At 72.5% G+C, this 13461-nt stretch carries 13 protein-coding genes and 2 pseudogenes; 4 read left to right on the plus strand and 11 right to left on the minus strand.

Features of this window, described 5'->3' with window-relative positions; translation table 11 throughout:
• Positions 1-64: 64 nt before the first annotated feature.
• Positions 65-205: pseudogene (locus WME73_RS48495) on the minus strand (VOC family protein); the annotation flags it as partial.
• Positions 206-210: 5 nt separating this feature from the next.
• Between WME73_RS48495 and WME73_RS48500 the strand changes: the two are divergent.
• A complete protein-coding gene (locus WME73_RS48500) occupies positions 211-609 on the plus strand; it encodes a TetR/AcrR family transcriptional regulator C-terminal domain-containing protein (RefSeq protein ID WP_437743065.1) in 399 nt (132 codons plus the stop codon).
• A gap of 41 nt (positions 610-650) precedes the next feature.
• Here WME73_RS48500 and WME73_RS48505 read toward each other — a convergent pair whose 3' ends face one another.
• Both WME73_RS48505 and WME73_RS48510 read right to left on the minus strand, forming a co-directional pair.
• Entirely contained in the window at positions 651-1145 is a 495-nt protein-coding gene (locus WME73_RS48505; protein WP_437743066.1) for a hypothetical protein, read from the minus strand.
• A 92-nt stretch (positions 1146-1237) separates the two neighbouring features.
• Positions 1238-1897 carry a siderophore-interacting protein gene (locus WME73_RS48510; protein ID WP_437914018.1) on the minus strand — a complete coding sequence of 220 codons (660 nt, stop codon included), beginning with the start codon at positions 1895-1897 and terminating at the stop codon, positions 1238-1240.
• Between the two features lie 311 nt (positions 1898-2208).
• Between WME73_RS48510 and WME73_RS48515 the strand changes: the two genes are divergently transcribed.
• Positions 2209-2772, plus strand: coding sequence for a hypothetical protein (locus tag WME73_RS48515; RefSeq protein ID WP_437743068.1), 564 nt, complete (start codon positions 2209-2211; stop codon positions 2770-2772).
• Between the two features lie 43 nt (positions 2773-2815).
• On the opposite strand, the gene WME73_RS48520 is transcribed toward WME73_RS48515, so the two are convergent.
• Positions 2816-3439 (minus strand): DUF4389 domain-containing protein, encoded by a 624-nt coding sequence (locus WME73_RS48520; RefSeq protein WP_437743069.1) that lies wholly within the window; start codon positions 3437-3439, stop codon positions 2816-2818.
• A gap of 27 nt (positions 3440-3466) precedes the next feature.
• On the minus strand, positions 3467-3928 hold the full coding sequence (locus WME73_RS48525) for a CoA-binding protein (RefSeq protein WP_437743070.1): 462 nt from the start codon (positions 3926-3928) through the stop codon (positions 3467-3469).
• A 381-nt stretch (positions 3929-4309) separates the two neighbouring features.
• Between WME73_RS48525 and WME73_RS48530 the strand changes: the two genes are divergently transcribed.
• On the plus strand, positions 4310-5212 hold the full coding sequence (locus tag WME73_RS48530; RefSeq protein ID WP_437914019.1) for a PfkB family carbohydrate kinase: 903 nt from the start codon (positions 4310-4312) through the stop codon (positions 5210-5212).
• Positions 5213-5240: 28 nt separating this feature from the next.
• On the opposite strand, the gene WME73_RS48535 is transcribed toward WME73_RS48530, so the two are convergent.
• Both WME73_RS48535 and WME73_RS48540 read right to left on the minus strand, forming a co-directional pair.
• Positions 5241-6551 (minus strand): hypothetical protein, encoded by a 1311-nt coding sequence (locus WME73_RS48535; RefSeq protein ID WP_437914020.1) that lies wholly within the window; start codon positions 6549-6551, stop codon positions 5241-5243.
• Between the two features lie 10 nt (positions 6552-6561).
• The gene (locus tag WME73_RS48540; RefSeq protein WP_437914021.1) at positions 6562-7938 is read right to left on the minus strand and encodes a hypothetical protein; all 1377 of its coding nucleotides are present in this window, start codon (positions 7936-7938) and stop codon (positions 6562-6564) included.
• A 250-nt stretch (positions 7939-8188) separates the two neighbouring features.
• Between WME73_RS48540 and WME73_RS48545 the strand changes: the two are divergent.
• A pseudogene (locus WME73_RS48545) lies at positions 8189-8506 on the plus strand (glutathione S-transferase N-terminal domain-containing protein); the annotation flags it as partial.
• An 85-nt stretch (positions 8507-8591) separates the two neighbouring features.
• Here WME73_RS48545 and WME73_RS48550 read toward each other — a convergent pair.
• The 4 genes from WME73_RS48550 to WME73_RS48565 all read right to left on the minus strand — a co-directional run bounded on the left by WME73_RS48550 (position 8592) and on the right by WME73_RS48565 (position 13358).
• Positions 8592-10511: an ATP-binding protein gene (locus WME73_RS48550; RefSeq protein WP_437914022.1), complete on the minus strand. Its 1920-nt coding sequence runs from the start codon at positions 10509-10511 to the stop codon at positions 8592-8594.
• A gap of 243 nt (positions 10512-10754) precedes the next feature.
• Positions 10755-11069: a DUF3817 domain-containing protein gene (locus WME73_RS48555; protein WP_437914023.1), complete on the minus strand. Its 315-nt coding sequence runs from the start codon at positions 11067-11069 to the stop codon at positions 10755-10757.
• A gap of 336 nt (positions 11070-11405) precedes the next feature.
• Positions 11406-12122, minus strand: coding sequence for a DJ-1/PfpI family protein (locus WME73_RS48560; RefSeq protein WP_437914024.1), 717 nt, complete (start codon positions 12120-12122; stop codon positions 11406-11408).
• Between the two features lie 276 nt (positions 12123-12398).
• Positions 12399-13358 (minus strand): GlxA family transcriptional regulator, encoded by a 960-nt coding sequence (locus tag WME73_RS48565; RefSeq protein WP_437914025.1) that lies wholly within the window; start codon positions 13356-13358, stop codon positions 12399-12401.
• Positions 13359-13461 lie beyond the last annotated feature (103 nt).

Consider the following 13461-nt stretch of genomic DNA (forward strand, 5'->3'; position numbering starts at 1 on the left):
GCTCCTTCCCACTTCCCACTTCCCACTTCCCACTTCCCGCGATCGCGCCAGGGCGATCGGCCGCTCACGGCGCGCTCGGCGTGGCCCACTCGACGAGCTCGATGACGACGCCGTTGGGATCCGTCACCTGGAACAGGCGCTCGCCCCACGGCTCCTCCCGCAGCGGCATGGTGATCTCGACCCCCTCGCTGCGCAGGCGGGCCTCCCCTCATGGCCAAATACGAGCACGAGCTCCAGGCGCTCGACGGGCTAGGGCTCGATGACGTCGAAATGGACGCTGCCCTGACGTTCCTGCTCGGCTTCGTGGAGTCCTGCGCGCGCGCGGCCACGAGCGCGCGCGCCTCGCAGCGCGAGAGCGCGATGAGCGACGAGCAATGGTGGGCCGAGAACGCGCCCCTGCTCGCGAGGGTCTTCGACGCCGCGAAATACCCCACCGCCGCACGCGTCGGCGCCGCCGCAGGCGCGGCCCAACGCGGGGCCTACAGCGCGGCTCACGCGTACACGTTCGGCCTGGAGCGGCTCCTCGACGGGCTCGGCGCCCTCATCGACGCGCGCGCGAAGCACAAGCCGAGGCCGAGCGCCGGAGCGCCGCGGAGGGCGCGGCGATGAGCGTCATTGGTGTCGCTCAGGGGTGAGCCTGCGCCTCTCGCTCACCGCGAGCGGCGCAGGCCGTCCGGCACCGCGCGCACCGCGCTCTGGATGGCGGCCCGGAGAGCGTCGCGCTGGGCGCGCTCGTCGGCCGCCGCGCTGTCCTCGACCCGCGCGCGGCCCTCGACCACGAAGAGGATGTTGCCCGTGTCGAGCTCGCGCACGGCCGCCGACACCACGCAGGCCGCCGTCAGGGTTCGCTCCCCGGTGCGCTTCGTGTCGAGGCGCACCACGGTGGCGGCGACCCCGTAGCGGCGGGTGAGCCGGAGCGGGCTCCAGTCGATCGCCGAGATCTCGGCGGACGCGTCCTGCCTCAGGAGAGGGACCACGTCACCGAGCCGCGTGGCGGCGGGATGCACGCGGCTCCGCGTCTCGGCGAGCGTGACGCCGGCGCGGGCGCGCGGCGCCTCGGCGACGCCGCTCCGCGGGTCCGGACGGGCGTCAGCGGAGAGCGTGAGTAGCGCGACGGCGAGCGCCCAGCGTCCGAGCTGCATCATCGATCCCGACCACCTCGATCGGAGGGGCTATCAGGATGCGCGAGGATGGCCAACAAACCACCCGTCCAGCGCTCGCCGGTGTGCAGAGAGGGTCAGTCGATCCCGGTCTTCCCCGCGATCCAGTAGGCCTTGGCGCGCACCTCCCGCACCCCGGCCGCCCGGAGCACCTCCCGGGCCCGCTGGACCCACGCGCCGCCGCCGCAGGCCACCGCCGTGGCGACGCCCGCCGCGCGCTCGCGGAGCAAAGTGGCGGCCTCCTCGTCGGACCTCGCAAGGTCCACGGAGACGTCGAGCGATCGCGCCGCCGCCTCCGCCGCGGGGACGTTCGTCACCCGGAGGACGGCGTGGGCGCCGAGGCGGCGCGCCGAGGCCGCCACGCCGAGCGAGGTCTCGTCGCCGGTCAGGAGGCCCACGCCTCCCAGACGGAGGGAGCGTTGCGGGCCGACGAACCGCACGACGTCGCCCGGGCGGACGGCCTCCGTCCACCGCGCGCCCGGCGCGCTCCCGTGCGCGTGGAGGAGCAGCGTGGTCCGACCCTCCGCCCAGTCGATCGGGGTGTACGTCCGCACGTCGTTCGAGGGGAGGAGCACCTGGATCTTGTCGCCGGGCTGCCAGGTGCGCGCGCGCAGCCCCTCGCCCTCGAGCACCACGCGCCGGTAGAGCGGGTGGGGCGTGCCCACGGCCTGCACCTTCGCCTCGGTCAGCACCAGCCCGCCGAGGAGCCCGAGCAAGCGACCTTTTCCGGATGCCATGGGGGTCAGCGTAGTCAGGGCGACCGCGCCGCTGCGTGAAAAAGCGTGAAGGCTGCCTGGCGTGTGCCAGGGCAGCAGGGCTGCCGCTCCTACCAGGGTGGTTGCGACGGCCAGCGGCGCAGCCGGCGCGCCGCTGCGAGCCCCGTGGTGCAGGATGGGGAACCCCATGGCATCCATGCTGGCGAGCGCTGGGCGGGGCACGGCGGCGCGCATCGCGCCGTCGCGAAAGCGATGCTGCTCGGGCTCTTGCGGAGCCCCCTGTCAGATCTGACAGCTGGTCGAGCGCTGGCGTCTCCACTAGCCTCTGTCAGATGACCTCATCCTCCCATGGCATGAACCCCGCTCGACGGCGCTCTTACCTGGCTTTCGTTCCCGTGCTCACCCTCGGCCTGGTGGTGGCCTGCGGAGGCGACGACGACGGGTCGGGCGACTCGAGCTCAGGCTCGGGCGGATCGAGCCCGAGCCTCTCGGCGCTCGAAGAGCGCCTCGCCGCCTGTCCCGACCTCTCCCTGACGAGCGATCCCAGCGCGAGCGCCTGCCTGGTCGGCACCTACGAGGGGACCACGCCTTCGGGCGAGGCCTGCAGCCTCGAGCTCGGCGAGGCCGGCGCCTACGAGTTCACGAGCCCCTCGCTTTCTGTCTCGCACACCGCTCCCGACGACACGATCTTCGTCTTCGATCACACGTCGATCGGCGGCTTCGAGCAGCTCGCGTGGAAGGTGTCCGATCCGATCTCGATCGAGACCTGGTACGAGCTGGACTTCACGGCTCGCTTTGGCACCGGAGCGGACGAGGCAACCTCGAAGATCCAGATCGAGGTCACGGAGTATGGCGAGGACACGACCACGAGCGTCGTCTGCGTGGTCGACCTGTGACGGCTCCCTCCGGCGGCAAGGACACGGACGCCGAGAGGACGCCTCAGGCGAACGTGCCCGCGTGATCGCGCCGAGTGCCGTCCACGGGACCCGGATCGAACGCGAACGGCGGGTACTGGTCGACCAGCGACGCATGATGGGCGAGGAGCCGCGCCTGCCACCGGAGCACGCCGCACTGGAAATCGTAGATGGCCGTCGGGACGCGCTCGGTGAAGAGGACCGCGACCGCCGAGACGAGCCACGCCAGATAGGCGACGCAGGAGAGCAGCGCGAGGACGATGGCCGAGGGGAGGCTCGTGAAGAGGCGCAGGAGCGCGCCCTTCGCTGTCGGCGCGCCGGTCGGATCGATGTCGAGGCGCGCGGTCTCGGCGGGGCGATCGAGCGGGAGCCTGTCGGTGAGCAGGAAGAGATAAGCGAACGCGGCCTGTAGCCACACGAGCGCGCGCGTCAGCCTCGGGCCGTCCTCGGCCAGGAACCGGGCCGATCCCTTCTGAGCCACCAGCGCGGCCGCCACGGCGGGCAGGGCCAAATAGACAAGCATCATGACGAACCCCACCGTGACGCCGGCAATCGAGAGCGCCGCGAGCAGGAGGACACGCGCGAGGAGCTGGACGCGATCGACTTTCCAGGGGCGCGTGACGGTGAAGGTGACAGGATACGATGTCATCTCGAGATCTCCCAGGTTCATGGCGCTTCACGCGCGCGCCGGGTAACTCCCCGCGATCTTCTTGGTGAATCGATGGAGCCGGTGGACGAAGCCCGCGTTCGGGAGGAACATCAGCGGGCACTCGCCCGCGACCACGCGGATCCCGAGCTCCTGACAGGCTTGCACGGCAGGCGCGCTCACTGCACCCTGACCGACCCCCCGGTGCAGCCACACGCGCTCGATGCCGGCAGCGGCGCACGCCCGCACGATCTGCTCGGTGACCTGGGACGGGGTCATCACGATCGCCCCCTCGACCGGGGGATCGATCGCGCCGACCTCGGCGTACGCTGCGCGGCCTTCGATCACGCCGCCCCCCGGGTTCACCGGAACGACGTCGTAACCCCGATCGATGAGCTCCCGCATCACCATCCGGCTGAAGTCCTTGTCGTCATGCGATGCGCCCACCAGGGCCACCCGCCGGTGGGAGAGGAATTCATTGACGTCTTCCATCCTGTTCCGCATTGGGGCCTCCCGCGCTCCGCTCGTGCGCTCGTCACGACCGATGATCGACGACGATCGACGATTGCACGGCTCGTGCCGGCCGACGCAGGCGCGGCGCAGGCCGGAGAGCCTGTCCTCTGCGGCGCAACACGTGCGCCTGCGGTGCAGGTCGTGCTGAGCCGCGCCGCGTGCCGCTGCCTCGAAGTCCCGGACAGCGGGGAGCGCTGCGACGGTCCCCCCTCCGGCGTCCGTGGTTCGCGCGCGCGTCGAAGAGCGCGACCCTCCGTCCGCCGAAGGTCCACGAGTGGAGCAGAATCAGCTCGACGTCTGTGGGGACGACCGAGTTACGGCGCGCTGCCGCGAGCCCCGTGGTGTAAGATGGGGATCCCCATGGCATCGAGGTTTGCGAGCGCCGGGCGGGTTACCGCGGCGCGGGTCGCGCCGTCGCGGGGGTTGACCCTGGACGTCATCTGCGCCGGTGAGGCCCTCTGGGATCTCGCGGCTCCGGGCGGGGCCTCGCTGCGCTTCCGGCCAGGCGGCGGGGCGGTGAACGCCGCGGTCGCGCTCGCGCGGAGCGGGCTGCGCGTGGGGCTCGCGGCCGCGCTCGGCGACGACGCCCCGGGTAGGGCGCTCCTGGCGAGGGTCGCGGCGGCCGGCGTCGACGTCGCGGGTGTGGCGCTGATCCCGGCCCGCCAGGGGCTCATCGTGCTGGAGGACACCGGCGGGGCGCGGCACATGGTCGCCCACCGCGCAGAGGACGATCTGCCCCTCTCGGTGCCCGAGGGGTGGGCGGCGCCGGTGCTGCTGCTCTCGGGGATCTCTCCGGCGCTCGCGCCGATCGCCGCGCTCTGCCGGGCCGCGCGGGCCGCGCGCCGCGCGGGCACCGTCGTCGTCGTCGACCTCAACGCGCGGTGGCGCCTCTGGGCCGGGCGCGATCCGCGCGTGCTCCACGCCCTGCTGCGCGAGGCCGACGTGGTGCGGTGCAGCGCGGCGGACCTCGCCGGGCTCGGCCTCGACGACGCCCAGGTGCGCGCCGCCATGCGGCCGAGCGCGACCCTGGTGCTCACCCAGGGCGCCGGCGCAGCCCGCGCCGCCGGCCCCTTCGGCGAGATCGCGCTCGCGCCGCCCGTCGTGGCCGAGACCCGCGCGGCCGGCGCGGGCGACGCGTTCACCGCCGCGATCTGCGCCGAGATCGCCCGCGCCGGCGACCACGGCCCGGAGCGCCCCGACCTCTGGACCCGCGCGATCCAGCGCGGTCACGCCGCGGCGAGCGCGAAGGTCGGCCGGCGTTGAGGCCGGGCTCCCCCGGCGTAGAGCCCGGTCACGGGCCCTTCGGCCCGCGCACCAGCGCCCCCGTCGCGGGCCCGCCGTCCCACGCGAGGCTGAAGTAGACGTTGGTCCCGTCCACGGCGACGCCCCACGGGTAGCTCAGGTTGCGCGCGTGCGTCGCGAGATCGCTCCCGTCGAGCCGCGCGCTCTGCACCTGGCCGTCGGCCTCCCGCGCGGTCGTCCAGAAGACGCGCGCGTCGTCGAACGCGAGCTGCGCGGGGATCTGCGGCAGATCCGGGACGACCCTGCGAAGCGGGCTTCCGGGCGAGAACGTGGCGATCCCGCGCCCCTCGATGAGCCACAGCGCGCCGCCGCGCGCCACGAGCGCGCGCGGGGCGACCAGCGCCTCGTGCAGCCTCTCCGGCGTGCTCGGCGGCGCCGCGTCGCGCGCCACCCGGTAGATCGCGCCGTCGGCCGCGCCGGTGCCCCGCGCGGTCACGTACACATGGCCGGCGTCGAGCGCCACCCCGCTGGCGGCGCCCGGGATGGCCGCGAGCATCACCTTCGCCGCGCCGGGCTCGGCGCCGAGCGGCAGCGTGAACAGCCCGCCGTCCTCGAACGCCGGCGGCGTCCCGGCCTCGACCCAGTAGAGCGCGCCCTGGTCGACCGCGAGCGCCGTGACGCCGCGGGCGTCGGGCGCGAGCTCGGTCACCTCGCCGCCGGCCTTCGGGACGGCCGCGAGGCCGCGCGCGTGCGCGAAGTACACAGCGGCCTCGCCGAGCGCGAGCGGGCCCGGGAGCTCCTGCTCCGGCGCGAGCGCCGCCGGCGTCCCGCCGCCCGGATCGAGGCGCATGACGCTCCCGTCCGGCGCGTCGCCCGAGCCCTGGTTCGTCCAGTAGAGCCCGGTCGCGTCCATCCAGAGGAACGTGGGCAGCCGGAGATCGCCGGCGAGCACGGCGGCGTCGCAGGTGCCGTTCCAGCAAGCGTCGGCGCAGGTCACGCCGCAGGCGCCGCAATGGCGCGGATCCTCCGCGACGAGGACCTCGCAGCCGTTGCCGCCGTCGCCGTCGCAGTCGGCTCGCCCGGCGTCGCACGCGAGGGTGCAGGCGCCCGCCGCGCAGAGCGTCGTCGCGCCGTCGCCGCCCGCGCAGCGCGCGCCGCACGCGCCGCAGCTCTCGACGCTCGTCAGCAGGGCGGCCTCGCAGCCGTTGTCGCTGTCGCCGTCGCAATCGGCGAAGCCTTCCGGGCAGAGATCCTCGCGCGGCGCCGTGGGCCCGGGCGGCGCGGCGCTCGGCGGTGAAGAGCAGGCGGCGAGCAGGAGCGCGCCGAGACCGAACAGTGCGTGACAGGGGTTCGAAGGCATCGGCGTCTCCTCAGAGGTTCGGGTGGACGACAGGCAGGAACGCCACGCACATCTCGTCGAGCGTCGACTCGCCGAGGACGATGTCCTGCGGCGCGGGCAGGCGCTCCTCGATGAGCTGCGCCGCGAGCGCCGGGTTCTCCGTTGTGTTGTCGTACGTGCAGCGCAGCTCGATCGTGTCGCCCGACCGCAGCGTGGGCAGCTCGTCGATCGGCGCGTCGTAGCTGTAGAGCCGCTGCCAGTTGTAGTCCCACGCCGGCGTCTGGACGAGGCACGCGCGGTTGGCCTCGCCGCCCCGCGGCTCGGCGCGGATCTGGTCGACCTTGAGGTCGACGCCGGCCCGGTGCATGTGGACGCCGGCGCCGTAGATCGAGATCTCGGGGATCGGGAAGTCGATGACGTACCGCATCCGCTCGACGTGCCCCCGGGCGCCGGCCGGGATCCGGAACTCGACGCTCCCGCGATCGCCCGGCCCGGGCAGGAGCCCGGTGCCGTCCCGGAACGGCGCCTCCGCGTTGCCGAGCGCGAGGTTCGAGAGCGCGCGGCTCGGCTTCTCGTCCGCGAGGCGGAGCGCGACCCGGGTCGCGTCGGGCGAGGGCGCCTCGCCCGGCTTCGGGTGGTAGTGGACCTGCATCACGAGCAGCGCGTTCGCTGGCACCGAGATGCCGATGTCCGGCGGCAGCTCGAACGCCTGCGTGCCGGGCGCCCAGGCGCCGAGCAGCGACGTCTCGGAGAGGCGCGCGTCGCCGAAGCACTCGTAGCTGCCGCTCTCGCCGCCGAGCGCCTCGCCCTCGCGTTTCGCGTCGATGAAGAGCAGCGCGTGGTGCACCACGGCGCGGTTGCCCGGCAGCACGTCGTAGCCCTGGACCCACGCCTGCTCCGTGAGCCCCGGATCGAGGACGAAGCAGCGGAAGCTGTCGGAGCCCTCCGCCGCGGCGAAGGGGGCCCTGGGCGAGAGCTCGAGGTCCGTGCGCGACAGGCCCGCCGCGACGGGGGTGGTGGGGGCCGGGGCGTCCGCGGGATCACCCTCGGGGGCGCCGGCGTCGCTCCAGGCGCGGAGCAGGGCGATCTCGTCGAGGGAGAGGTGCAGGTCCCCCCGGAACGGGCGAGGGGGCGCGCACTCGTCGGTCGGCAGGGCGCCCCACGGCGGCATCCGCCGCGCCTCGGTCTCGTCGGCGATGACCGGCGCGAGCGCCTTCGCGCTCTCGTAGGAGGCCAGGCTCACCGGCGCGGTGCCGCCCTGCGCGTGGCAGCCGAGGCAGCTCTTCTGGAGCAGCGGCTCGATGTCCCTGTGGAATGTCGGGGTGCTCGCGCCCGGCGCCGCCTCGGCAGAACAACCGAGGAGGAGCGCCGTGGCGGAGGGCAAAACGAAGTGGATGAGAAGACGCATGCGGGGCGCCCAAGCAGCGGGCGTGCCCGAGAGGATTGGCCGCAATCGGCGGGCGGCGCGCGAGGGCGCGTGTCCGCGTCCGGACAGGTGTCCGCGGGGGCGGCGGACAGGTGTCGTGCGCCCGAGGTCCGGCGCCGGTTTCTTGCGGGGGACGAGCGAGGGATTCCGTCCTTCATCCGTCGACGTGGACGCCGCGCCGCTCCTCGGGGAGATGACATGACGTGCTGGAACTTCAACGAGGAGCGCCGAGATGATCACCCTCTATCAGGCCCCCGCCGCGTGGGGCATCCCGAACATCAGCCCCTTCTGCGTCAAGCTCGAGACCTGGCTGCGCATGGCTGGCCTCCCCTACGAGGTGCGCTCCGCCGACCCGCGCCGCGCGCCGAAGGGCAAGATCCCGTATGCCGACATCGACGGCTGTACCATGGGCGACTCGCAGCTCATCATCGAGCAGCTGGAGCGCGCCCACGGCGACAAGCTCGACGCCCACCTCACCGCGGAGGCGCGCGCTCGAGGCCATGTGATCCGGCGCATGCTCGAAGAGGCGTTCTACTGGATGGTGGTGTTCGTCCGCTGGAAACAGGGAGTCTTTGAAGAGCTCCCCGTCTCCCTGCCTCCCCGTGAATTCTCCCCGCTTCTGCGCCTGGTTCGTATCAGGCGCCTTTGCGCGCGAGCCGATGGACCGCCGCCACGAGCTCGCCCGGCTGGACCGGCTTGGCGAGGTGGAGCTCGAACCCGGCGTCCCGGGCCTGAACGATGTCCTCGCGCCGGGCGAAGGCGGTGAGCGCCAGCGCCGGCACGGAGCCACCGAGGTCCGGAGCGCGGGATCGGAGCTCGCGAAGGAGGGCGTAGCCGTCCTGCTCCGGCATGGCGATGTCGCTGACGAGCACGTCGGGCCGAGCGCGACTCATCATCTCCAGCGCGGCCGAGGCCGAGCCGGTCTCGTCCGCCTGGGCGCCTGCCTCGCGCAGCACCATGGTGACGAGCTCCCGCGCGTCCGGCTCGTCGTCGACGACGAGCACGCGCAGCCCGTCGAGCCGGGGGATCGTCCCGGCCGAGGGATGCTCGATCTCGGACGAGACCTCGGAGCTCTCTCTCTCCGCCAGGGCCACGGCCCGCACCGGCAAGCGCACGCTGAAGGACGCCCCTTTCCCCTCGCCGTCGCTCCGCGCGCGGACGGTGCCGCCATGGAGCTCGACGAGGTATTTGACGATCGCCAGCCCGAGACCGAGTCCGCCGTGCTGCCGTGTGGTGGCCGCCTCTGCCTGGCGGAACCGCTCGAACACGTGCGGAAGAAAGGTGGGCGAAATGCCTTTCCCGCTATCCGTCACCGTCACCTCGACGCCGCCCGGATGGAGCGCCGTCTGGAGTCCGACCTGCCCGCCGCCCGGCGTGAACTTCACGGCGTTGACCAGCAGATTCGTGACCACCTGCTGGAGGCGATCGGGATCACAGACGATCTCCCCGACACCGGGATCGAGCCTGACGTCGAGGCCGATGGCCTTCGCGTCAGCGGCCGGCCGGATGGCGTCGACCGCGGCGCGGACGAGCTCGTTCACGCTCGCGTTCCTGGCGTAGAGGCGGATCTTCCCGGTCACGATGCGCGAGCTCTCGAGGATCTCCTCGATGAGCCTGGCCTGCGCCTCGGCGTTGCGTTCGATGACCTCCATCGCCTTGGGCGCGAGCTCCGGCCGCGAACGCTGCATGCGCGCCCACCCGAGGATCGCGGTCAGGGGCGTGCGGAGCTCGTGGGAGACGATCGCGAGGAACTCGTCCTTCAGCCGGCTGGTCTCCTCGGCCTCCGCCAGGACCTCGGCCCGCTGCTGCTCGAGGCGCTTCTGATCGTCGACGTCGGTGCAGGTGCCGAACCAGCGGAGGATGCGCCCTGCGTCGTCACGCATCGGCAGCGCGCGGCCCAGGAACCAGCGGTATACGCCGTCGGCGCGCCGGAAGCGGTACTCGATCTGGTAGTCTTCCCCCGTCTCGAGGGAGCGAATCCACCGCTCCCAGGCGCGTTGCTGATCGTCCGGGTGCAGCTGGTCGTTCCAGCCGGCGCCGCGCGTGGCGTCGGGCGTCTCGCCGGTGTAGTCGTACCAGCGGCGGTTGTAGAAATCGTGATAACCGTCGGGCCGCGTCGACCAGACGAGCTGCGGCATCATGTCGAGGATGCGGCGAAGGCTGCGCTCGACCTCCGGGATGTCGTGGGTCTCCGAGGTCAGCGCTGGAGCGGCCGGCACCGGGGCGGCGCGCTCCTCGACGAACAGGATCCCGACGAACGCCACGGCGCCTGAAGCGTCGCGGATCGGGAAATAGTGCCCGGTGAACGGCGCGCCGCTGATCGAGCCGAGCGGTACGGCGCGCGAGACGCCGTCGAGCGCCGCGCGAAGCGCCGAGGAGTGCCCGCCCCGCAGCGCGGACGCGATCTCGTGGCGGTCGTCGGCGCTCGGGCCGAACCTCGCTCGATACGCCGGGTTCTCGTGGATCGCGACACCAGCCGGGCTCAGCACGAGGACGGGGAGGGGGAGCCCTCCGATGACGTCGTCGAGCCACAGCTGCTCTTGCTGCTGCTTCATCCGCGACGACACCCTATAGCGCACCGGCGCGATCGGCGCTGTCGGCGCGTCGCGACCGCGAGGCGGGCGAGCGGCTTCGAAAGCAGGCGAGCGTGCCGGGGCGATTCGAACGCAACCGCCTCGCAAGTTCAGCCAGTCCTGGCCTGTCCGTCGTACCTGGGCATCACGCCCGTGTCCTTGAGCCGCATCCGCGCGCGGCGCGCGCAGCGCCGGCGCGCGTGACGTGGACTCGACGCGCCAGCGTCAGCCATCGACGGCCGCCTGCGTGTCGCCCTCGATCTCGCGCTTCAGGGCGCGATCCAGCACGAACGTCCCGAAGGGGACGAGCGACGCGACGAGCGCCGCGAGGGAGCGGCGATGCGGCCAGTCGCGCTCGCTGGCCACGCGAATCAGCGCGCCGACGAACAGCAGGAAGAGGAGCCCGTGGGCGCTGCCGACGATCCGCACGGCGATCGGCAGCTCAAAGAGGTACTTGAGCGGCATCGCGACGCCGAGGAGGACCAGGAAGGACAGCCCTTCCAGCAAGCCGACGAGGCGCAGGGCGCGGAGCGCGCTCATCGTTCGACACCAGACCAGGTGGGGGGAAAGACCATCATCAGCAGCACCACGAAGAGATGGGTAAAGGTCGTTACGAACGCGCCGACCGTCCGTCGATCGCGCGCGGCGCTGTGGACGAGGGCGAGCTGCGAAGCCAGCGACGGGTGATCGCCGCAGCGATCCCGAGCTCTGTCATGGGGAGTTGTCGCAGCGCGGTCAAGAGGTATCCCGCGATCCACGTGACGACCAGCCCCCGGGAGGCCGCGGCGTGGGCGGCGCGCTCACGATCGACGAGGGATGCTGCGACGAACGCTGGCATGATCCTGCGGGCCATCGCGGCTGCGCGCCCGGTGCGCCTCAGCGCGCTCTGTTGCTCCTCTCGGCGGCGATCTTCCGCATCCGCTGATCGTACGGGTCGAGGACGCTCAATATGCGCTGCGTCAGCTCGGGTCCCGCAGCTTCGGGCACCCCGGCGTTGAAGGGCGGGGCGGGGTCGTATTCCAGCATGAGCTGCGTCAGCTTCGCGGCATCGTCTCCGCGCAGCAGCGCCAGCAGCGTCAGCCCGAAATCGATGCCTGCGGTCACCCCGCCGCCCGAGATCCGGTTGCGATCGACCACGACGCGCGCCCGGACACACTCCACGCCGAACGCCTCCAGGATGTGGCGCGTGGACCAGTGTGTCGTGGCCTTGTATCCTTGCAGCAAACCTGCCGCGGCCAGGATGAGCGACCCTGTGCACACGGAGGTCACGTACCTGGAGCGGGCGCCCCGATCCCTCAGGAACCGAAGGACCTCCTGATCCACCATGGCGTCGGGGGTGCCCATGCCGCCCGGCACGAACAGGATGTCCAGGTCGTCCGGACAGTCGCTGAAGGTCGCCGTCGGCTGGATAGGAACCCCCGAGTCGGACATGACCAGGTCGCGCGTCTTCCGGAGCAGATACGTCGTCGCGTGAGCGGTCAGCACGCTTTGCGGGCCGATCAGATCCAGCGCCGTGAGGCCCGGGTAGAGCACCATGCCGACCCGGAGCGGCGGCTGAGGATCTGGCAGCTTGATGTCATAGGTGTCCGTCATCGTTCGTCCCTGAACCCTTTCGATTCTTCATCTGCTGATGATCGCCTCGATGGCGGAGCTTCGTCTCGACGCGGCCCCGCGCCTGGCGCTCACGAGCGCGCCGCGGAACGCGCTTCGCAGGCCTGACTATGAGCGACGCTGGCGGGGGCGGAAAGGACATCGTCCCCTGCTTTCAGGACACGCAGGCGCAGGGCCCCGGCGCACCCCGTCGCACGCAGCTGCGCCCGAAGCATCCGGCGAGCGACGACGGCGCTCGGCCGAGCGCCCGGCGTCCGCTCACGCTCGACCGAAGCGCCTCCGGTAGTCCTCCGGCGTGACCTGCAGGGTGCGCTGGAACGCGCGCCGCATCCGCTCGTCCGTGCCGAAGCCGCAGTCGCGCGCGAGCTGCTTCATTGAGGCTCGGCCTCCCTCGAGGCAGGAGCGCGCCTGCTCCAGCCTGGCCGACTCGACGAACTTCGCGGGGGTCATCCGCATGGCCCGGGTGAACGTCCGCGCGAAGTTGCGCGGGCTCATCCCGGCCCTCTCCGCCAGCGCCTCGACGCGCAGGTCGGCGTCGAGGTGCCGGAGCACCCAGTCGATCACGCCCTGAAGCGGGCCCGCGGCGACCGTCTGCGCGAGGAGCGGGCGGCTGAACTGGGACTGTCCACCCGGGCGCTTGAGGAACACCACGAGCCCCCGCGCCACCTGGAGCGCCATGTCGTATCCGAGATCCTCCTCCACCATCGAGAGCGCGAGGTCGATGCCCGCTGTCATGCCCGCCGACGTGTAGATCTTCCCGGACCGCACGAAGATGGCGTCGGGGTCGACCTCGACGCCGGGAAACTCGCGCGCGAGCGCTGCCGCGGAATGCCAGTGGGTGGCCGCCCGGCACCCCGCGAGCAGCCCCGCGGCGGCGAGGAGGAAGGCGCCGGTGCAGACGGCGCCCATGCGCCGCACCTCGGGCGTCGTCGCGCGCAGCCAGGCGAGCAGCCGGGCATCCCGCGTCGCTTCACGGGTCTCGCCCCCGGCGACAAGCACCGTATCGATGCCGGGCGCCAGATCCGCGAGCGCCTTGTGGGCGACGATCTGCACCCCCGACAGCGTCCGGATCACGCCGCCGTTCACGGCCGCGATCTCGACCGCATAGGCGGGGGGAGCGCCGGGCACCTTCGCTCTCGCGATCTCCGAGGCCAGGGCGAATACGTCGGTGGGCCCCACCACGTCGATGGCGCTCGCGCCGTCGTAGGCCACGGCCACGACCCTGCGCGTCGGTCCATGGCGATGCGCGCGCGGCGCGGCAGAGGGAGCGGATTTCGATGCAGACAGCCGCTTCACGCGACGACGGTAGCTGGCTGGCCGG

The organism is Sorangium sp. So ce302 (assembly GCF_051530145.1).
Classification (GTDB): domain Bacteria; phylum Myxococcota_A; class Polyangia; order Polyangiales; family Polyangiaceae; genus Sorangium; species Sorangium cellulosum_B.

What these genes read in the sequence shown, in the direction of transcription:
- WME73_RS48500 (WP_437743065.1), top strand. Translation starts at nt 211, where the DNA reads ATGGCCAAATACGAGCACGAGCTCCAGGCGCTCGACGGGCTAGGGCTC.
- WME73_RS48505 (WP_437743066.1), bottom strand. Translation starts at nt 1,145, where the DNA reads ATGATGCAGCTCGGACGCTGGGCGCTCGCCGTCGCGCTACTCACGCTC.
- WME73_RS48510 (WP_437914018.1), bottom strand. Translation starts at nt 1,897, where the DNA reads ATGGCATCCGGAAAAGGTCGCTTGCTCGGGCTCCTCGGCGGGCTGGTG.
- WME73_RS48515 (WP_437743068.1), top strand. Translation starts at nt 2,209, where the DNA reads ATGACCTCATCCTCCCATGGCATGAACCCCGCTCGACGGCGCTCTTAC.
- WME73_RS48520 (WP_437743069.1), bottom strand. Translation starts at nt 3,439, where the DNA reads ATGACATCGTATCCTGTCACCTTCACCGTCACGCGCCCCTGGAAAGTC.
- WME73_RS48525 (WP_437743070.1), bottom strand. Translation starts at nt 3,928, where the DNA reads ATGGAAGACGTCAATGAATTCCTCTCCCACCGGCGGGTGGCCCTGGTG.
- WME73_RS48530 (WP_437914019.1), top strand. Translation starts at nt 4,310, where the DNA reads ATGGCATCGAGGTTTGCGAGCGCCGGGCGGGTTACCGCGGCGCGGGTC.
- WME73_RS48535 (WP_437914020.1), bottom strand. Translation starts at nt 6,551, where the DNA reads ATGCCTTCGAACCCCTGTCACGCACTGTTCGGTCTCGGCGCGCTCCTG.
- WME73_RS48540 (WP_437914021.1), bottom strand. Translation starts at nt 7,938, where the DNA reads ATGCGTCTTCTCATCCACTTCGTTTTGCCCTCCGCCACGGCGCTCCTC.
- WME73_RS48550 (WP_437914022.1), bottom strand. Translation starts at nt 10,511, where the DNA reads ATGAAGCAGCAGCAAGAGCAGCTGTGGCTCGACGACGTCATCGGAGGG.
- WME73_RS48555 (WP_437914023.1), bottom strand. Translation starts at nt 11,069, where the DNA reads ATGAGCGCGCTCCGCGCCCTGCGCCTCGTCGGCTTGCTGGAAGGGCTG.
- WME73_RS48560 (WP_437914024.1), bottom strand. Translation starts at nt 12,122, where the DNA reads ATGACGGACACCTATGACATCAAGCTGCCAGATCCTCAGCCGCCGCTC.